An 18,637-nucleotide genomic window follows, 5' to 3' on the forward strand; every position below is an offset into this window, starting at 1 on the left:
ATTATCTCTTGCACCCACTCGCAATGGCGTGTACTGGACATGCCTGCTTACACCGTCCGCAACGGATACATTCCGGACTGTTGGGGTTTTCCACAGGATTGACCGCCATCTGGCAAGCCTTTGCACATTTTCCACAGCCAACGCATTTCTCCATATCTACCCGGTAACGGTAAATGGAAACCTTATTGAATACGGAATAAAACGCGCCAAGCGGACAAATATAACGGCAAAATGGTCTGTAAATGATAATGGAAAGAACAATTGTCACGATTAGAATTGTGTTTTTCCATATATACAGCCAGCCAATGGCACCGCGCATCGCCTTGTTCAAAAGTACCAGCGGCAGTCCGCCCTCCAACGTTCCGGCCGGACAGATCAGCTTACAGAAATAGGGTGCTCCCTGCCCCATTATGTCTGTGAGAAACAGGGGAAGCAGGATTACAAACACCAGAAAAATCACATATTTCAGCTTTCGAAGAAGCTTGTCCCCCTTGAAGGTACGGATTTTCTTTGGAAAAGGAATCTTATTCAGCAGGTCCTGGATCAGTCCAAAGGGGCAGAGAAAACCACACACCAGCCTTCCCAGGATCGCACCTACGAAAATCAGAAATCCGATTACGTAGTAGGCAAATTTAAAGTTCCAGCTTCCAACCACAGCCTGTAAGGAACCAATGGGACAGGCTCCTGCTGCCCCGGGACAGGAATAGCAGTTCAGTCCAGGAACACAGGCATTTTTCAGCTTTCCTGTATATATTTTTCCAGTTACAAATCCAGATAAATGTGAATTTGTAAGCAGCGCCCAAAGTGCCTGTATGGTATGTCTGGGCCAGTTTTTTATGTTCATTTTCTTATCATCCAATTCCAATACACTCCATACAGATATTTACAGCTTTTGTAAAAACAACTTCCATTTCACCCCGGTAAATACCAAAGGCCATCATCAGAATCCCCACCGCTGCAAGGGCGATTCCGGTCCATTTGGATTCGGCGATTTTTTTCATATGCTTATTCTCCTGCTTTGATATTTTCCAGGGCATCCTCTACAGCTGCTTTCCAGTCTTCCAGACTTCTGCTGCCCATAATCGGATCACCTACAATGTTTCCATCTTTATCTACAAAGAAGGATTCCGGGAAACTGCTGAGACCGCTGATACGTCCATTCATGTTTCCTGCATCTGGAATCAGAAGAGGATAGGTAACTCCTGTTTTTTCCTTGAGAATCTGAGCCTTTTTCACAATATCTTCATCTGTTGTTCCGTCCTCGCCTACAGAATCGATAACCATTCCTACTACGCCCACTCCCTTTTCCTTCATTTCCTGATAAAGCTTGTCAAGGTCTGGCATTTCATTTACACATGGAGAGCACCAGGTTGTAAAGCAGTTTACAAGAGTCAGGTCATAGTCGCTGAATACTTTTTCTGTATAAGCATTTCCATCAATATCCGTTGTCTCAAATGCACCTACATTTTCTGCATCCGGGTTGGCATTTTCTGCTGGCATATCAAATACGGATTTATTTGGATCAAATGCTGTCATTTCTGTAATTGTAGTCTCGATTTTTTCAATCTCATCTGTTAAATCAGATTCAGCATCTTTATTAATGCTGAGATAGTACTTATAATTTCCATCCTCGCTGGTTCCCAGCTCTTTGTGCTCGTTACAGCCTGTGATGGAATCCAGATCATCGATCACATCCTTGCTGTAAACACCAAGTGTACCAACTCTTTCGATGCTCTTAAGCCAGTCCTCATAACCGGTTCCAAGAAGGTTTACATCTTCGTTTTTCTGCTCCTCAGTAAGCTTATTCCAGTGGAAAAAGGCATACTTGAAGCCGGTCATGTCATCATTCCATTCTTCCTCTGTGATCATAAGCATATCGGAGTTTTCTATCTGTTTCTTCAGTTCTTCCGGAAGGACTGCCTTTAAGCCAAGGAATGGGAAATCGTAGGAATCCTGCACCTTCATATTAATATCTGCTGCTTTTACTGTTTTTTTCACAGGTGTGCCATCTCCAGAGAAAACAGCTGTCTCAGAACCGTCACCGGCTACCACTACGCCTGCTTCGTCTGCTGATACTGCTGCGCCGGCCTCATCTGCAGAAACTGCTACTCCTGCTGCATCTGCCGGAACTGCCATGCCGGCTTCCTCTGCGGATACGCTTTCAGCCTTGATCATAGCGGGATTGAAAGATGTTGCGGTCAGAACTCCTGCTGCCAGAATTGCCATAAGTCTTTTTTTATTCATCATTTTAATTTTCCTTTCAGCGTTTTTTATTTGTCTGAACGTATTTTAACATCTTTCCTATAAAATCTGTGTTAAGAATTTTATTTTTTTGAAAAAACCATTTATTTCAGGCTGTTAAACAAGAAACTCCTTAAAAACATTATCAACTATTTTTTCATCTTCCATATCTGCCACAAGCTCTAATGGCATTTCCAGGTCAAGACTGAAGATTCCCATAATAGATTTTGCGTTTACATAATATTTTCCACTGATTAAATCCATATCACAATCGAATTTAGAACATAACTTATTAAATGTATCAACATCTTTCATATTCTCAATTCTAACTTTACGTTTTACCATTCCTCATTTCTCCTTTATCATTTTATATCCACAGTTTCATCTGCCACATATTCAAAGAAGTCAAAATCAGCTGTGTGCTGATGAAGCATACGGTCGCCACAGGTGATTCCTACGAAGGTTCCTGTAAATTCACCAAACTCAGAATACTCATCCGAAAATTTCGTAGTATCAAAGCATGGTCCGATTTCTTTATAGGTATCTCCATCAAGCGACCACTTAAAACAGGATTTTCTGCCCTTTATCTCCAGCCGCATCCAGATGTCCTGTCCGTCTTCCACAAAAGTCCTTGCTTCCGGGAATTCCCGTTTTATTCCATTTTCCACCTGCATAACAGAAATCGCACTGTGATTCAGCGTATCGCTGAAATATTTATACAAATATACAAAATTCATATTATCATAATAAAGAATCAAGCCAGCTGTATGCTGGTAACTCAGCGGAGTGAAATCAACCTTTGTCGTTACCGCTGCCTGTACACTTGTCAGCTTTCTTGCCAAAATACTTGTCTTATTCAAAGAGCAGCCGGATTCCTGACCACGCAGGCGAATCCAGCCTGGTCTTGCTTTCAGGTCAACAAAAGTCACAGGATCAATGCGAGGCGCATAATAACCGATTCCAAGAGTTTCAGAATCAAAGTCATCCCTCTGCGGAAGCTTTTTCACCGGATACTCGGGAAGCTTACTCTCCTCCACAAACTCCTGGGCCATATTGCCTCCATTTTCCATTCGAAGCCAGCCATCCTCTGTCCATTTCATTCGCTGAATGGCAGTTTCACGGCCAAGAGTGCAGCGAAGCTCCGGAACAAAAGGTCTGGAAGTGAGATGTACCAGCCAGGTTTCTCCGTTCGGAAGATCCACATAACTGGCATGACCTGATTTCTGAAGCTTACTCTCCGGATTATAATAGCGAGGCTTCAAGTGATCCCAATCAGCACGTTCGTTATGATTTTCCGGAACAGAAGTTACAATTGGGTTACATGGATCAGCCTCATATGGTCCCCATACATTTTCAGAACGTCCCATTGTCACGCTATGATAATAGCCCGTTCCGCCTTCAGCACACATTATATAGTAGTAATTCCCACGCTTAGTCAGATGAGGCGCCTCAATACAACCACGGTCTGTACCTCCTCTCCAGAAAGCTTTTGGCATTCCCACTACTTTTTTCTGTGCCGGATCATATTCTACAATGCAGATCGGACCCGGTTTCTCGTATTCTGTTCTTGTCTCCCATTCAAGAGCCACAATATATTTTTTGCCGTCATCATCATGAAACATAGAAGCATCAAAACCGGAAGAATGAAGATAAACCGGTTCACTCCAGGGGCCGCGCAGATCTTTTGCTGTGATCAGATAGTTATCTACATCAAAATATCTGGCATTCATAGAATTCATTACACCATATACTACATAAAACAGATCATCTGCTTCACAGTAGGTCAGGCAAGGTGCCCAGATTCCTTTTGCACTTGGCAGCTTTTTTAAGTCAGGCTCTTCCGCATTGGTAAGAGCATGGGAATACAGCTCCCAGTTTTTCATATCCTTTGAATGATAAATGGGGATTCCTGGGAACCACTCAAAGGAGGATACTGCAATATAGAAGTCGTCGCCTTTGCGGCAGATACATGGATCGGCGTGGAAACCGGGTAAAATTGGATTCTGGATCATAGGAAAAACCTCTCTTTCTTAAAAATGTCTGTACAAAAATGTCAATATTGTTATTATCAGTTGCTGTTCACGGACTGAACGGGAATCGCCTCGCAGAATGTTGCCCTCGAACAGTTTTTTATAAATTTAGAATAAATTACTTGCTCTCAAATTTCCAGATATGATAGTATCTAAGTAATAGGTTAATATTCTCTTTTTTATGGAGTCAGACAGTTATGAAAAAAGTGATCACGACTTCAAATTATGAAGTGATTCCTCTTGATTTCAGGACAAATGTGCGTTTTTATACATCGGTGGATTTTGGAAGCTATGTGCCGCCTCATTGGCATGACGCCATTGAAATTCTCTATTTACAGGAAGGCGAACTGAAAGTAAATACAGAAGGCACTTCCAGAAATCTTAGGTCTGGGCAATGTACGCTGATACAGCCAAACAGGATACATTCCACTTTATGTACACGTCCAAACAAAGCCATTGTATTTCAGATTCCACTTCTGTTTCTGGAAAGATTTGTTCCCGATGCCTCCCAGCTGACTTTTCAGCTTGAAGAAACTCCCAGACAAGCTTCTCAGCCAGAATGGGACAGACAAAAAACACAAATAGATCAATTTAAAGAAAAACTGGAGCAAATGCAGTTTATAATGGATACAAAACCAGACGGAGCACCGCTGTTGTTTAACACGCTTCTTTTTGACGTGCTTTATCAGCTTTATCACAATTTCAGTTTCAGATTTACAGCAGATTCCACAAGCAGGCAAAATCAGAATCTGGAAAAACTAAAGCCTGTTCTGGATTACATTCACTGCAATTATAACAGAGCCATTTCCCTTACTAAAATTTCCAGGATTGCCATGTTTGATCCTAAGTATTTCTGCCGGTTTTTTAAGAAATGTATGGGAACAACATTTCTGGAATACCAGAATGACATCCGTATTTCCCATATTTATCAGGATCTGGTATCCACAAATGATAAAATTTCTGTCATTCTGGAGCGCCACGGATTCACTAATTATAAACTGTTTCGAAAAGTTTTTTATGAGCATTTTTGTGCCACACCAACTGAAGTACGTAAAAATAATTCTGTCTATCAGAAAACCACATTATGAAAGGAGACAATATGCACATTTTAATTATAGAAGACGAAGAACAGCTCTGCCGCTCTGTTGCGGAGGGACTTCGCATAGATGGTTATGAAACAGATATCTGTTTCGATGGAGACGAGGGGCTTTGCCTGTGTATGACAGAAAATTATGACCTGATCCTGCTGGATCTGAATCTTCCCGGCACGGACGGTCTGGAAATTCTCCGCCAATTCCGGGAACACAATACCAATACCCCGGTTCTGATCCTGTCCGCCCGGGATCAGATTGAAGATAAAGTAAACGGTCTGGATCTGGGAGCCAATGATTATCTTACCAAGCCCTTTCACTTCCAGGAGCTGGAAGCCAGAATCCGAAGCCTTACCCGGCGGAAATTTGTTCAAGAGGATGTATGCCTGAAATGGAATCAGCTTACCTTTGATACCAGAACAAGAGAAGCTTCTGTAAATGGAGTGCCGCTTTCCCTTACCAGAAAAGAAAGCAGCCTTCTGGAATATTTCCTGCTCCACCAGAACCGGGTCATTTCACCGGAAGAAATGATCGAACACATTTGGGATGGAAGCGTAAATACTTTCAGCAATTCCATCCGTGTGCACATTTCATCTCTTAGAAAAAAACTAAAGACTGCAATTGGATTTGACCCTATTCAGAATAAAATTGGCCAGGGCTATATATTGGAGGAATACAGATGATAAAAAAACGTTTCCACACCTCACTTCAGCTGAAACTCACTTTATTGCTGTCCTTACTGATGATCATCTCCTGCGTTCTTATGTATTTTTTCATCAGTCATTCCGCCGTATCGGGAATGGACGGATTGCAGAATTACATGATCAAGGTGGATCCCCAGGATGGAGATTCCCCCATTACCTTTAATGTAGATCCCAAAGCCCTTTTTCCTCAGTTTGAGCAGGAAATCCAGGAAACCAAAGAGGCTTTTCTTCTCCGAAGTGTTATTGCAACCACGATCATTATTCTTCTTTCCAGTGTGTGTACTTATTTTCTTACGAAAAAGACCCTCACACCACTGCAGAAGCTAACCAACGAAGTCAGTCAGATTCAGGCTCAGAACCTTTCCACTCAGCTGGCAGTTCCCAATTCAAAGGATGAAATTGCACAGCTGACCAGCTCTTTCAATGAAATGCTGGCCAGGCTGGACAATGCCTTCAGTACACAGAAACAGTTTTCTGCAAATGCCGCTCATGAGCTGCGGACACCACTAGCAGTATTGCAGACCAACCTGGAAGTTTTCGAGAAAAAGCAGGAACCGGAAATAATTGAATACAGACGGCTTTTCACCATGATTAAAGAACAGACAGCAAGGCTTTCCCAGTTGGTGGGAACTCTTCTTGACATGACAAATCTGAAATCTGTTCCACGAACGGATCAGGTTACGCTGGAAGAGCTTGTCGATGAGGTGTTCTGCGACCTGGACCCAGTTGCAGAAAAAGCAGGAATTTCCATTCATTTTAATGACAGCGCCAGTCAGGATTCGCATACCGATGTCACCGGCAGCTATGTACTTCTTTATCGTGCAGTCTACAATCTGGTGGAAAATGCCATTAAATATAATCGCCCCCATGGTTCAGTTTCCGTTTCTGTGAAACAGGAAAAAGGGCAGGCTATGGTCCTGGTAACAGACACCGGCATCGGTATTTCACCTGAAAATCAAAAAAAAATCTTTGATCCTTTTTTCCGTGTAGACAAGTCCCGCAGCCGGGCCATGGGAGGTGCCGGACTGGGGCTGGCGCTGGTTGACTCCATTGCCAAAGAGCACGGGGGAACCGTAAATGTGCTGGAAAGCAGCGAAACAGGCAGCACGATAGCGCTTATGCTGCCTGTGGAGAATTCCTGAATATGTCTTTACACGCATATGTCTTGCCGCATAATTAAATTCTTGTGGCAAGACATATGTTTTTCCCCTCTATTTCTTCCCTTCTTTTTCCTTTGACAGCGAATGTCCGTAAATCTTCTTATAAAGATTATAAAGATAATGCCAGTCCGAATATCCAACCAGTTCTGCAATTTCGTATATTTTCAAATCACTGTTCAGATAAAGATTTCTGGCCTGTTCCATTCTCTGTTTGGTAATATAATCTACAAATTTAACTCCTGTACTTTCCTTAAAAATTTTACTGAAATAGTTTTTACTCACACCAATTTTTTCAGCTACCATCTGCAGGGAAAGCTCTTTATTCCCAAGATTTTCACCAATATAATTCAGTGCCTGCACCATCTCTCTTTTCATTGAACCGGAAATATCCAGTGCGCCGGAAAAACGAATCTTGTTTACTTCAGAATCTGCTGTTGCACATAGCTCCACTGCCAAAGCATAGCTTCGATTCAAAGCTTCTGCTCCCTGCACCAGATTACTGATACCTGCTACAACTTCAATCTGATAATGCAGCTTCAGGAACGTAAATCCTGAATTCAGCTTGTTATAAATCCCATCAATAAAACAGCTGTTTTGCTCAAGAATTTCTGTTTTGCAGCAGATAATTGCATATTCCTTGTAATTAATCCGATAGAGAAAACATTCATACTCCGTTCCCATAACCTCTTCCAGCACGTTTCCAATGGAAAACTGCATAAGACTCAGGTCGTCCCCAAACACTCTCACCAGACAATCCTGATATTTCGTCAATCGGACACTGGCAATTGCATACTCCGTTGTCTCCAGTTCCTGCCATTGCTCCTCTGAAATTCCGTATTTCTCCCTGGAAACCTTTTCTCCCTGAAGAAACCTTTCCAATATTTCTTTTTTAGAAATAGCCTGAACTGCCTTTTTCTTTGTTTCTTTTTTCTTTTCCAGAACTCTTTGTACTGACTCCAAAATGTCTGTTGGCATCATAGTTGGTTTAAACAGGTAATCCTCTGCACCAAGCTGCATGGCACTGCGCACAAGCTCAAACTCATTAAAGCTGCTAAGAACAATTGCTGCTGGAGACCAGCCATTCTGATAAACCTTTTCCAACAACTCCAGACCTGTCATTGACGGCATACGTATGTCTGTCATCAACACATCTACTGTACGTTTTTCCATAAATTCCAGTGCTTCTTTTCCGCTGGATACCTGATGAACTTCCACTCCATGCTCGGCCCACGAAATCGTATTTGCCACGGCCTGCCTTGCATAGGCTTCATCGTCTACGATCAGTAAGACTTTCATCTGCTGCTTTTCCTCCCTCAACAATCGGAAATACTATTGTCACACGGGTCCCTTCTCCTATTACACTATAAATCTGCATTTCTGATTCTGTTCCAAAATTAAGCTCCAGTCTGTCTTTTATATTATTCAGGCCTATTCCCGTAAGCTTGTCAAAGCCTTCATACTGAAAGCCACGGCCATTGTCATACACGGAAATCTTCATATGTCCCTTATTTTTCTTACATGTAACTGTAATTACATTTCCCTCTCCGCTATTGTCGAAAGCATGAATCAATGCATTTTCCACAATTGGCTGCAATAACATTTTCAGCACCAGACACTCTCTGCAGTCATCTTCAATCTGATATTTGACAACAACACTGCTGCCATACCGCATGTTCTGAATATAAATATAGTCCTCAATAAACTGGATCTCTTCTCTAAGTGCGACCATATCCAGGGTGTTTTTACAGCTATATTCCAGAATTTTTGTCAGCGCCACAATACTGTTGGCAATATCCATCTGACTCTGGGAAATGGCCTGCCACTTAATGGTATTTAAAGTGTTATAAAGAAAATGGGAATTGATCTTTGCATTTAACGCCATCATTTCCATTCTGGTTTTTTCATGCTCTTTCTGAATATTTTCTTTCATCAGAACATCCACTTCCAGAATCATGGTGTTAAAGCTTTCCACTAATTCTGCCAGATCTTTGTTATCTGGCTTTTCTACCTGAATATTAAAATTTCCCTGACTGACTTTTCCCATACTTTTGATCAGGCCTGCAATGGGCTTTGTTATGCTGTGGGATAAGCTGAGAGACAATCCGAGAGCACATAACAGACAGATTACAAATACCAGAAGCCAGGTATTCTGAATCTTTCCCAGCTCCTCCCGAAACATGACATCACTGTTCACCTGAATCAGATACCACTTTTTATTAAACAGGGCAACCTTTTTAATCAGACTTTGTTCTCCATTATTTTCTTTTTTATAATCTGCGTTGACTTTCTCCCAAAGACCACCCAGATTATAACTTCCGTAAACAACATTACTGGCCTTTTTCCCTATATCTGCGGAATCAGGAGCATAAATCAGATAATCGTTTTCATCTACAATAAAAGAAAAATCACTCTGGGTCATTTCCAGCAATTCCACTGACTTTCTGATCTTTTCATAGGGAATATCCATCTGGATCAGTCCGATTGCACCACTTTGTGTATATCTGTTCAAATAAATCAGCATACTGACCATATAGGGAGCTTTATCTCCATTTCCGCGGTATCTGTAAGCTGCCCTGTGAGGTGGGAGAATCACTGTTTTCCCTTGCTGGTCCCTGGACAAAGGCTCTGCCAGCTCCTCTTTATAAACCTCTTCATTCCACTCGCTGTTGGAACTGAAACCATTTCCATCAAAATCCAATATATAAATATTGTCTATAGTATCATTTGAGATGCAGATATTTGTAAGCTGAGATGTTATTTTCCGATACAAAAGCAAACGGTCATATGTACTTTTTTCCGAATAATTTTCAAATTCAGAAGACAAAACTGCAAGCCCCAATACCTGATCCGATACCGTATCAATCTGACGCAGAATATTATTCACATTGGCAGTCATATTTTTACGGTTGTTTTCCTGAAATATGGCCACCTTTTCACGATAAAACTCTCTTGTATAGTTATAATAAAAACCCAGAATGATCAAACTGGACAAAACAGGCGTAACTAACATCGCAATTGCCATTTTCTTTTGTATGGAAATTGTTTTAAATTTACCAATCCATTTTCTCATTCCGGGTCACCTTCCCTTTTTATGTTATTATTGTCAGAAATTCCCATCTTTTATTATAACATGACAGGACAAATCATAAAATTCTTTTTCCAGATTCTTTTTTACCTTTTCTAAATCCTCCCAGTCATCACCATACCGGCCAGATGTGGTCAGTATCTTTATTTTATTCTCTCTTACCACCAGAATACAATTGAAGTACAGCTTTCCCTGATTTGTTACCCACAAAAGGTAGGTACCATCTTCCTGAATCCATTTTTTCAATGGCTGGAAAATATGCCTGGGAAAATCACTTCTCCGGATCACCTGTATTCCATCTGTTTCTTCCAGTGCCCGATATTGATATTCCAGATAATCATCAATATCCCAGTCATAAACCTCTTCCGTCTGTAGCTTTTTATCGTAACAATCCATTGCAGCTTCTGTATAAATCCGTACTTCATCTATCGCTGGAAAAGCCTCTAATAATCCTTTCGGCTGCTCCAGGGACTTTGAATCCAGCATAACCTTTTCACCATTCTGGGTAACTGCCCGAAGTCCCTCTGCCTTTTGCAAAATATGAAGAATCTTTACAGGAGGACAATACAGATCCAGAATCTCCTGAAGATGAGTCCAAAGCTCTGGTTTCAGGCATTCTGCGGATATATTTTTATCAACCATTTCAGTGCTCCTCCTTTTTTACTTTCCAGATTTGAATTTCAAATGGACGAAGTGTCACATTCAAACAATCAGTTACTGTTTTATTAGCATGGCTTTGCATATCTGTAAATTTTCGTCTTCCCCGGAAATCTATCGACGCTTCTTTGGACTTTTCTGAAGTATTTGCCACAAAAATTAGGATGGCATTATCACATTCTCTTCTGTAAACAGCCAATTCACAATTTGTACTGCTGTACTCTGATTTTGGAAGATCTTCCAATAATAGATCTTTCGGATTTACCACCGTTTTTACTGTGCTTTCCTCTTTTAATAAGGTACACCCGTTCCCCCGCCTGTCAATTTCCGGTACAGTTGGTCCCAGATATAGCTGTTTTCCTGAAAGTCTGGAAAAATCCAGCAATTTTTTCTGAATCCATGGCTCCATAAAATTATAGGAAGCTGCAAAAACAACATCATACTGAGCCAGCTTTTCCTGTGTAACATAGCAATCAGACATATCATATTCAAACCCATTCTGATCAAGAGTTTCCATAATTTCCTGTACCCACATTTCCCTGTCATATCCGCCAGTACAGCTGTCTATATTCAGTTTTCCGGCATAAGCTTCAGCTTTCCACAGGCTTCCTGGTATGTCTGTTCCTTTTATGAAACAGTTGGAGGAAAACATATTTCGGTTTCTCGTGGACACAAGAGCCCGCAAACGACCCATATCATAATTTTTCAATACAAGAATTCTGGCATTTCTGCTATATGTATTTAACTCTGAATTCTTCAACAGACTTAGCAAATCCAGAAACATTTTGTACCATTTCTCCCGGATAGTGCCATCATTTCGAAGCGGGCAGCCAGTCCAACGGTCACGGTCAGCAAGCATATAAAAGTTTACTGCCTTCATTCCATTCATGAACGCATACAAATAGCCAAACCTTTCCTCTTCCGGACTAAGCAGCTGTTCCCTGTCGAACCAGGAACCGGAACCAAATTCAGGTACAAATGGAAGTTTACTGCTTCCTGCAAGATAGCGGATTCTTTCCTTCAGCATCGAAGTATCACCTGGATCCGGATATGCGTCAATTCCGGCCACTGAGAGACCTGGAATCTCCTCATCACGCTGCATGGAAATTGGTGTGTAATTCTGGTAAGCACAGTTATGAAAAATTGGAATCGGAAGTTCAAGCTCTTCCAGAATCTCAACCATTTTTCGCAAAGCTTCCAGGATCTGATATTCTTTGTATTCCAGCCAGTCAAAATAATACTCCAGATTTTCATCTTTCTCCTGGTAGCCTGCAGGAGGACATATTTCTTCAAATTTCTTATACTTGGAATGATAAGTTTTATTCAGCTTCTCAATTTCCTTATATTTTTCTTCCAGAAATCTGTAATATTGCTGAACCGATTCCTCAGAATAGTCCATAATATATGGCTGATCTCTGAAAAAATTGCAAGTCTCATTATCTGCCTGAATTGCAACGATTCCACCTTTCGGATAGCAATGTTTTTTCAGAATTTCTGCAAAACTTTTGAAATAGTGTCTTGTCTCCTCATACAGTTTTGAGCTTGCATAGGATGGAATGGGAAATGCACCTGTTACATAAGGATATACTACAGAAGTACCCAGCGGTGTCTTTGCCTGTATTTCCGGCATTCTGAGAAGCCACTGTGGATAACCAAACCAGGTCATCTCCGCATTGATGTGGGGTCCCGGCCTTACGATTACATACAGTCCAACTTTTTCGCAAATATCCAGAAATTTATTCAAATCTTTTCTCGGGTCTTTTTTCCCATAATCAAACTCATTTCTCTCTGGCTCATGTACCCCCCATGGAATATATGTTTCTACGATAGAAAATCCCATATTCTTTGCATTGATCAGCGCTGTTTCCCATGTTTCAGGAGCCATTCTCCAATAATGGATGGAGCCGCTATACAACGGAATTTCTTTTCCTTCTTTCTCTGACTGAGAACCTTCCAGATAAATTCCATTTTGTGTAAATCTTACACTTTTCTTCATATCAGTACCATTATCCTTTCACTGCACCTGCTGTCATTCCGGCAATAACCTGTTTCTGGAAAAGCAGATACATAATAACAACCGGAACTATGGAAATTACAAATCCGGCACACAGGAGACCATATCGTGTAGCATAGGAACCCTTTAATGCAGAAATCGCAAGAGATAAAGTTTTCTTTTGCGGAGATGAAATCAGAACAAGTCCCATAAGCAGATCGTTCCAACAGTTCAAAAACGCCAGAGTGGCAACCGTAGCAATTCCAGGCTTTGCAATTGGGAAAATAATGCGTAGGAAAATCTGACTTCTGGAACATCCATCAATCGTAGCAGCCTCATCCATTTCTCTTGGAATGCTGTCAAAAAATCCATTCATGATATACATGCTAAGAGATATATTAATTGCCGTGTACATCAGAACTAGTGAAAATAAATTATCTGTTAATCCGATTTTTTTGAAAATCAGCACAGACGGAATCAAAAGTGCATGGATTGGAATCATAATTCCCAGTGAAAAATATGTGGAAAGAAATGTATTTTTCCATACCCTGGTAAGAATATAACACCCCATAGATGTAATAATGATCAAAATTACCAGTGTAGTAAGGCAAACGATCATACTATTTAAAAAATTTCGGCCTACATCCGCACCAGCCCACACTTCTTTATAATTTTCAAAAGCAATTTTTACCGGCAATCCAAACGGATCTCCAAAAATAGAATTATTATCTTTAAAAGAAGAAATCAGCACCCATATAAACGGATATAACGATACAATCGCTACCAGTATCAGAAACAAATATTTAATCACAGTCGTTACCTGATATTTCCAGGATTTACGAAAAAATCTCATGGCTCCTCCTATCTTTTCTCCCGCCAGGCAGAAATTGTATTAAATAATACGGTAATTACAAGAGACAGCAATACAATTGTCACTGTAATCGCACTTCCAGTTCCAAAATCTGAGTTTACAAATGCTGTTTTATACATGTAAACCCCAAGATATGCTGACCTCACACCAGGTCCGCCTCCTGTCATGATCCAGGAATGTTCAAAGGCTTTCAGAGAGCCTGTCACACACAGAATTACACATATATTTGTAAAATTCGCGATTTCAGGCAAAACAACATGGAAAAATGTCTGAGTTCTGTTTGCCCCATCAATCTGTGCACTCTCAGAAAGCTCTTCCGGCATGGACTGCAGCGCTCCTAAAAATATGGTTACGTAAAGTCCAATGTACTGCCAGACCTGAGGTACCATTACTGCATATAAAAGTGTATGAATATTGGAAAGCCAGTTTGTTGCAAATCTTCCCAGACCAATTGCCTCCAGAACCTTGTTGAATATGCCAATCTCACTGTTGTAAAAAAGAGAAAACATCAGGGAAATAGCCACTGGAGCGATAACAACCGGAAGGAAAAAAATCGTACGGAATATTTTCATACCTTTTACTTTTGAATATAAAAGGTATGCAAGAAGAAGTCCTACCGGAATCTGTATACATAAACTGATCACAACCAATTTGATGGTATTCCAGAAAGTGATCCAGTAATCGCTGTTTGAAAACAGTGCTTTGAAATTATCTAAACCCACAAAAACCTTTTCCGTTACTCCGTTCCAGCTTGTCAGACTGTAATACGCAGACTGAACCAGCGGAACAAACAGAAATATGGTATAAATCAAAAATACCGGAAGTAAAAATCCTATACATACAGGAACTTTTTTGTATTTATTCATAATGCCTCCTCATCTATACCGCAACGCCTGAAGATATCATGTACTTTTGGGCGTAAAAAGGCTGCCGCTTTTAATCATTCCTTCGCGGCAGCCTTTTATCAACATTACTTATCCTTTAAAGCAGCTACCGTTTATTTCTCTTTATCCAGTACTGCCTGTACCTTATCAACGAATTCCTGTCCGGTCAGTGCATTGATAAACAGCTCATCAAGACTGGAATCCATCATGGTAATTGCTTCTGCGCTTGGCATTGTAGTATAGTGAACCTGAACAAGAGTTTTATCAGCCGCATAATCAAGTGTTTTCTGCATGATCAGTTTCTGGGAGTCTTTGTTAACTTCTACTTTTTTGCATGGGATCATTCCGCTCTCTGTAAGAGATTCTGTTAACTCATCAGAAGCAAGCATATCGCATACTTTCAGGATAGCATCATGTTTTTCCGGATCCTCATAGGAAGCTTTGTTGATCATAAATCCATATACAGTAAATCCTGTCTCAATTGTTGCCGGATCAATTGTTGCACCTGGCATCTGCGGGATTGGAATAATGTCACTGCATTCCTGAATATCATCCGGAATTGACTCATACATCCATGGATAGGTGTAAGTCATAGCTGCTTTTCCATCTGTATAAAGCTGAAGGCTTGCAGACCAGCCACCGTTTGCCATTGTATCTTCCGGAAACAGCTTGTTGTCAATCATATCAAGAAGAGTATCTGCAACCTTTACTGCATTGTCAGTGTTAAAGTTTCCACCAGAAGCAAGTGCTGCAATCTCATCTGCGCCGCCTTCATACTGATTGTAAAGTTCACTATAGAAGAACTCTGAAGGTGTTCCGCCGTTGCTTCCGATCGCCATTGGAATAATTCCATTTTCATTAAATACTTTTCCGACCTCTAACAGCTCATCGTATGTTGTTGGGTATTCCAGATTATACTGCTCAAAAAGAGTTTTGTTTGCCAAGAGAACACCTCTTGTGGACTCAATCGGAATACCATATGCATTTCCATCTCCTGCAATATAGTAATCAAATGCTCCATCATCGAAGTCTTCTTTTGTTACGCTTTCACTATCAGCAAAGTAATCATCTACATTAAGAAGCAATCCAGCGTCAACCATATCTTTCATCATACCGCCGCCCCAGTATGTAAATACATCGGGAAGATCTCCGGATGCTGTCTGGGTTTTGATCTTCGTCTTGTAATCCTCAGTGCTGTATGTCTGAAGGGTAATGTCCATTGTATCTGCATTTTCTTCCTGGAATTTTTGGAAAACAGGATAGAAATAATCGTATTTGGAATCGCCTTCGCCCCAGTTTGTAGCCACAACAACGGAAACCTTATCATCAGCCTTAACTTCCTGTCCGCCATAAGCAGCCAGACCGCCCGCACACATAACAGCTGCCATACTTAAAGAAACAAGTTTTTTTCCTTTCATTCTGCTATAACCTCCCTGAAATTTTCGTTCTTCTTTTTTTGCGTTTTCTATTTGAGATTTACCGGTATCTCTCTTTGATGTACTTATTATTACAGAAAATTGAGTTTTTTGAAATACGAATATTTTCCTTGAAATGTTATAGATTCTTACACTTTGTATGATTTTTTCTACAAAAATAGCCAGGGGTGAGGCTTTTTGTAGTGACTATCCCTGGCTTTTTTGACATCTTATTAATATTTACAATAGGTCTATAAATCAGCTTACTTTCTGGCAACTGCTTTGTTTTACCCTTTTAATGGAATCTCATATTCCAAAACTATATTTCATAATCCGAAAACGGCACTGGTTCCGCAGACACGTCATAGAAATGCCACCATTCGCATTCGTACGCCAAAAATCCAACAGATTCCATTACTTTTTTCAGATATTCACCATTTCTTCTTCCGATTTTTGAATGACCGGCAAAGTTCAGGGCAGCGCGTTCGTCCATAGTGTCAAATGGGGACGGCATTTCGATTTCATTGCCCTCTTTGTCAGTTAAGGTGACGTCAACACACATTCCGTTCATATGAGTAGGACGGAATTTCTTAATTTTCGTCATATCCGGCGGACGGGCAATGAAATCATCATTTGGCATGATCTCCCAGAACCGCTTCTGCGCACGAATTGGACGATAAGCGTCCCAGATTTTCACCCGATAGCCATCTTTTTCGAAAATTTCCTTCGCTTTTATCAGGATCTGCGCTGTGTGTTCATCCAGCCAGCAATCCGCAGACTGGTATACCTGCACGCCGGTGAAATTGTGTGGCGTGGCATATTTCAGGTCGATGATGAAATCGGAAGACAGGTCCGTAAGTTTAATTAAGTTTCCTTTTCTTTCCATTAGACTTACCTTTTCAGAACAGTTACCTTTATGTTTTTAAAGTTCACTGGTTATCAAACAATTAATGTTCTTGAAGCTTTTCCTTGAAGTTCCAGAGCGTGTTTGAAAAAGGCTCTAGAACCCAATTCCAGTTGCAATCCCCAACAAAATCGCCTGTGTTACAAACAAGATCAGAAACAGCGGCGTAAACCACTTATACCATTTCTGCAGGGAAATTCCACCCAGGCCACAGATGATAACGATATCTGCCGTCGGCCAGAAAATATTGGAAAGTCCGTCGCCAAACTGGAATGCAAGAACTGCTGTCTGTCTGCTCACACCAATAATATCTGCCAGCTGTGCCATGATCGGCATGGTTGCAGAAGCCTGACCTGTTGCAGATGGTATGAAGAAGTTGATCAGAGTCTGTACTACAAGCATTACCTGTGCAGAAACTGCATGAGGCGCATTTTTCAGCACATTTGACAAGCCGTAGATAACAGTATCCATAATTTGCGCATCCTGCATAACAACTGTGATAGCTTTCGCAATACCAGTCAGGATACATCCCCACATTGCAGTCTTTGCGCTGTCAATAAACTCACTGCACCATTTATTCGGAGACCACTTACAGATTGCTGCAGCAATCATGGACATAAGAAGGAACAAGCCACAAAGCTGCGGGAAATCCCATCCCCATTTGATCAGACCCAGCATAAGAACAATCAGCACTACAAGGACATCCAGAAGAACCAGACCATCTTTTAAGGTAAAGCTGTATTCATTTAACTCATCTCTGTCAAAGGCATGAATGTTTTTTTCACCAAATACAACGGATGCACCTGGATTTTTCTTAATTTTCCGCCCGTAAACCATTACATAGATAATGGAAATTGCCATGAAGATCACGAAGCAGATCGCACGGTATCCGGTTCCGGAATAAAGCTCTACACCTGAAATTGTCTGGGCAATTCCTACAGAATATGGATTCAGTGTCGCGCCCATAAATCCAACAAACTCTCCAACTGCAATAATGGCAAATCCGAACATTGCATCATATCCAAGTGCAACTCCCAGACCTACGATCAATGGATAAAATCCATAGAATTCACTTGCCATACCAAACACGGAACCGCCCAGTCCGAAGATCATCATAATGATCGGAACAAGCAGAATTTCTTTTCCCTTCAGTTTCTTTAAAATGGTTCCGATTCCTGCATGAAAAGCACCTGTTTTCACCACAACACCGAAGGTTCCGCAGCAGCAGAGGATCATGAAAATTACATCAGCAGCCTCCACGCAGCCTCGATACAGTACACTGAAAAATCCAAGGAATCCGGTTGTGGTAACTTCGGACTTATCAATTGTGTGATAAGTTCCATCAATGGCTACATTTCGAATTCTTCCATTGATGTTCATTTCCTGATAATCGTAGGTTCCGGATGGAATGATCCATGAAAGAATCGCCACCAGAAGTACAACGGATGCTACGATGATCAGGGTGTCTGGCATTGCCAGTTTTCTTTTTCTCTTTCCCGTCATAAATGACTCCCCCTTTAGATAGATGGATTATAAAAACTATTCGCTTTGCCTGAAGAGTTTTACACTTTTTTCTTATGCATACCCCATACATTTATCCAC

The 18,637-nt window shown here is 41.0% G+C and carries 17 protein-coding genes; 3 read left to right on the forward strand and 14 right to left on the reverse strand.

The annotated features are described in order from the left end of the window. Position 1 precedes the first annotated feature (1 nt). From ACTQ50_RS11610 to ACTQ50_RS11630, 5 genes are all read right to left on the reverse strand, one after another. Entirely contained in the window at positions 2-844 is an 843-nt protein-coding gene (locus ACTQ50_RS11610) for a 4Fe-4S binding protein (RefSeq protein ID WP_441484341.1), read from the reverse strand. Between the two features lie 7 nt (positions 845-851). Further along, complete coding sequence (locus ACTQ50_RS11615; RefSeq protein ID WP_226819892.1) at positions 852-1,001, reverse strand: CD1871A family CXXC motif-containing protein; 150 nt, start codon at positions 999-1,001, stop codon at positions 852-854. A gap of 4 nt (positions 1,002-1,005) precedes the next feature. Further along, positions 1,006-2,247, reverse strand: a complete 1,242-nt coding sequence (locus tag ACTQ50_RS11620) for a TlpA family protein disulfide reductase (protein ID WP_441484342.1) — start codon at positions 2,245-2,247, stop codon at positions 1,006-1,008. Positions 2,248-2,358: 111 nt separating this feature from the next. Continuing rightward, complete coding sequence (locus ACTQ50_RS11625; RefSeq protein WP_441484343.1) at positions 2,359-2,586, reverse strand: HPr family phosphocarrier protein; 228 nt, start codon at positions 2,584-2,586, stop codon at positions 2,359-2,361. Positions 2,587-2,603: 17 nt separating this feature from the next. Continuing rightward, the gene (locus tag ACTQ50_RS11630; RefSeq protein ID WP_441484344.1) at positions 2,604-4,253 is read right to left on the reverse strand and encodes a glycoside hydrolase family 43 protein; all 1,650 of its coding nucleotides are present in this window, start codon (positions 4,251-4,253) and stop codon (positions 2,604-2,606) included. 215 nt (positions 4,254-4,468) lie between these two features. On the opposite strand from ACTQ50_RS11630, the gene ACTQ50_RS11635 reads away from it, so the two are divergent. The 3 genes from ACTQ50_RS11635 to ACTQ50_RS11645 are packed head-to-tail and all read left to right on the forward strand — an operon-like array spanning position 4,469 to position 7,208. Further along, positions 4,469-5,359, forward strand: coding sequence for an AraC family transcriptional regulator (locus ACTQ50_RS11635; RefSeq protein ID WP_441484345.1), 891 nt, complete (start codon positions 4,469-4,471; stop codon positions 5,357-5,359). A gap of 11 nt (positions 5,360-5,370) precedes the next feature. Beyond that, positions 5,371-6,045 (forward strand): response regulator transcription factor, encoded by a 675-nt coding sequence (locus ACTQ50_RS11640; RefSeq protein ID WP_441484346.1) that lies wholly within the window; start codon positions 5,371-5,373, stop codon positions 6,043-6,045. Next, the gene (locus tag ACTQ50_RS11645) at positions 6,042-7,208 is read left to right on the forward strand and encodes a HAMP domain-containing sensor histidine kinase (RefSeq protein ID WP_441484347.1); all 1,167 of its coding nucleotides are present in this window, start codon (positions 6,042-6,044) and stop codon (positions 7,206-7,208) included. Before ACTQ50_RS11640 ends, ACTQ50_RS11645 begins: the two co-directional genes overlap by 4 nt. A 69-nt stretch (positions 7,209-7,277) precedes the next feature. Here the strand turns inward: ACTQ50_RS11645 and ACTQ50_RS11650 are convergent, their stop codons facing one another. From ACTQ50_RS11650 to ACTQ50_RS11690, 9 genes are all read right to left on the reverse strand, one after another. Then, positions 7,278-8,522, reverse strand: a complete 1,245-nt coding sequence (locus tag ACTQ50_RS11650; protein WP_441484348.1) for a response regulator transcription factor — start codon at positions 8,520-8,522, stop codon at positions 7,278-7,280. Continuing rightward, positions 8,494-10,296: a cache domain-containing sensor histidine kinase gene (locus tag ACTQ50_RS11655; RefSeq protein WP_441484349.1), complete on the reverse strand. Its 1,803-nt coding sequence runs from the start codon at positions 10,294-10,296 to the stop codon at positions 8,494-8,496. Before ACTQ50_RS11655 ends, ACTQ50_RS11650 begins: the two co-directional genes overlap by 29 nt. Positions 10,297-10,329: 33 nt before the next feature. Next, complete coding sequence (locus ACTQ50_RS11660) at positions 10,330-10,953, reverse strand: hypothetical protein (RefSeq protein WP_441484350.1); 624 nt, start codon at positions 10,951-10,953, stop codon at positions 10,330-10,332. Between the two features lies 1 nt (position 10,954). Then, positions 10,955-12,964 (reverse strand): beta-galactosidase, encoded by a 2,010-nt coding sequence (locus ACTQ50_RS11665; RefSeq protein WP_441484351.1) that lies wholly within the window; start codon positions 12,962-12,964, stop codon positions 10,955-10,957. A 10-nt stretch (positions 12,965-12,974) separates the two neighbouring features. Then, complete coding sequence (locus tag ACTQ50_RS11670) at positions 12,975-13,814, reverse strand: carbohydrate ABC transporter permease (RefSeq protein ID WP_441484352.1); 840 nt, start codon at positions 13,812-13,814, stop codon at positions 12,975-12,977. An 8-nt stretch (positions 13,815-13,822) separates the two neighbouring features. After that, a complete protein-coding gene (locus ACTQ50_RS11675) occupies positions 13,823-14,698 on the reverse strand; it encodes a carbohydrate ABC transporter permease (RefSeq protein ID WP_226819883.1) in 876 nt (291 codons plus the stop codon). Between the two features lie 131 nt (positions 14,699-14,829). Then, positions 14,830-16,134, reverse strand: coding sequence for an ABC transporter substrate-binding protein (locus ACTQ50_RS11680; RefSeq protein WP_441484353.1), 1,305 nt, complete (start codon positions 16,132-16,134; stop codon positions 14,830-14,832). Positions 16,135-16,450: 316 nt separating this feature from the next. After that, complete coding sequence (locus ACTQ50_RS11685; protein WP_441484354.1) at positions 16,451-17,017, reverse strand: M15 family metallopeptidase; 567 nt, start codon at positions 17,015-17,017, stop codon at positions 16,451-16,453. 114 nt (positions 17,018-17,131) lie between these two features. Beyond that, complete coding sequence (locus ACTQ50_RS11690; protein ID WP_195379599.1) at positions 17,132-18,538, reverse strand: YfcC family protein; 1,407 nt, start codon at positions 18,536-18,538, stop codon at positions 17,132-17,134. Positions 18,539-18,637 lie beyond the last annotated feature (99 nt).

The organism is Blautia sp. Sow4_E7 (assembly GCF_052116245.1).
Classification (GTDB): domain Bacteria; phylum Bacillota; class Clostridia; order Lachnospirales; family Lachnospiraceae; genus Blautia_A.

Bases quoted from the DNA above. Each gene is read 5' to 3' on its own strand.
- ACTQ50_RS11610 (WP_441484341.1), bottom strand. From the start codon at position 844: ATGAACATAAAAAACTGGCCCAGACATACCATACAGGCACTTTGGGCG.
- ACTQ50_RS11615 (WP_226819892.1), bottom strand. From the start codon at position 1,001: ATGAAAAAAATCGCCGAATCCAAATGGACCGGAATCGCCCTTGCAGCG.
- ACTQ50_RS11620 (WP_441484342.1), bottom strand. From the start codon at position 2,247: ATGATGAATAAAAAAAGACTTATGGCAATTCTGGCAGCAGGAGTTCTG.
- ACTQ50_RS11625 (WP_441484343.1), bottom strand. From the start codon at position 2,586: ATGGTAAAACGTAAAGTTAGAATTGAGAATATGAAAGATGTTGATACA.
- ACTQ50_RS11630 (WP_441484344.1), bottom strand. From the start codon at position 4,253: ATGATCCAGAATCCAATTTTACCCGGTTTCCACGCCGATCCATGTATC.
- ACTQ50_RS11635 (WP_441484345.1), top strand. From the start codon at position 4,469: ATGAAAAAAGTGATCACGACTTCAAATTATGAAGTGATTCCTCTTGAT.
- ACTQ50_RS11640 (WP_441484346.1), top strand. From the start codon at position 5,371: ATGCACATTTTAATTATAGAAGACGAAGAACAGCTCTGCCGCTCTGTT.
- ACTQ50_RS11645 (WP_441484347.1), top strand. From the start codon at position 6,042: ATGATAAAAAAACGTTTCCACACCTCACTTCAGCTGAAACTCACTTTA.
- ACTQ50_RS11650 (WP_441484348.1), bottom strand. From the start codon at position 8,522: ATGAAAGTCTTACTGATCGTAGACGATGAAGCCTATGCAAGGCAGGCC.
- ACTQ50_RS11655 (WP_441484349.1), bottom strand. From the start codon at position 10,296: ATGAGAAAATGGATTGGTAAATTTAAAACAATTTCCATACAAAAGAAA.
- ACTQ50_RS11660 (WP_441484350.1), bottom strand. From the start codon at position 10,953: ATGGTTGATAAAAATATATCCGCAGAATGCCTGAAACCAGAGCTTTGG.
- ACTQ50_RS11665 (WP_441484351.1), bottom strand. From the start codon at position 12,964: ATGAAGAAAAGTGTAAGATTTACACAAAATGGAATTTATCTGGAAGGT.
- ACTQ50_RS11670 (WP_441484352.1), bottom strand. From the start codon at position 13,814: ATGAGATTTTTTCGTAAATCCTGGAAATATCAGGTAACGACTGTGATT.
- ACTQ50_RS11675 (WP_226819883.1), bottom strand. From the start codon at position 14,698: ATGAATAAATACAAAAAAGTTCCTGTATGTATAGGATTTTTACTTCCG.
- ACTQ50_RS11680 (WP_441484353.1), bottom strand. From the start codon at position 16,134: ATGAAAGGAAAAAAACTTGTTTCTTTAAGTATGGCAGCTGTTATGTGT.
- ACTQ50_RS11685 (WP_441484354.1), bottom strand. From the start codon at position 17,017: ATGGAAAGAAAAGGAAACTTAATTAAACTTACGGACCTGTCTTCCGAT.
- ACTQ50_RS11690 (WP_195379599.1), bottom strand. From the start codon at position 18,538: ATGACGGGAAAGAGAAAAAGAAAACTGGCAATGCCAGACACCCTGATC.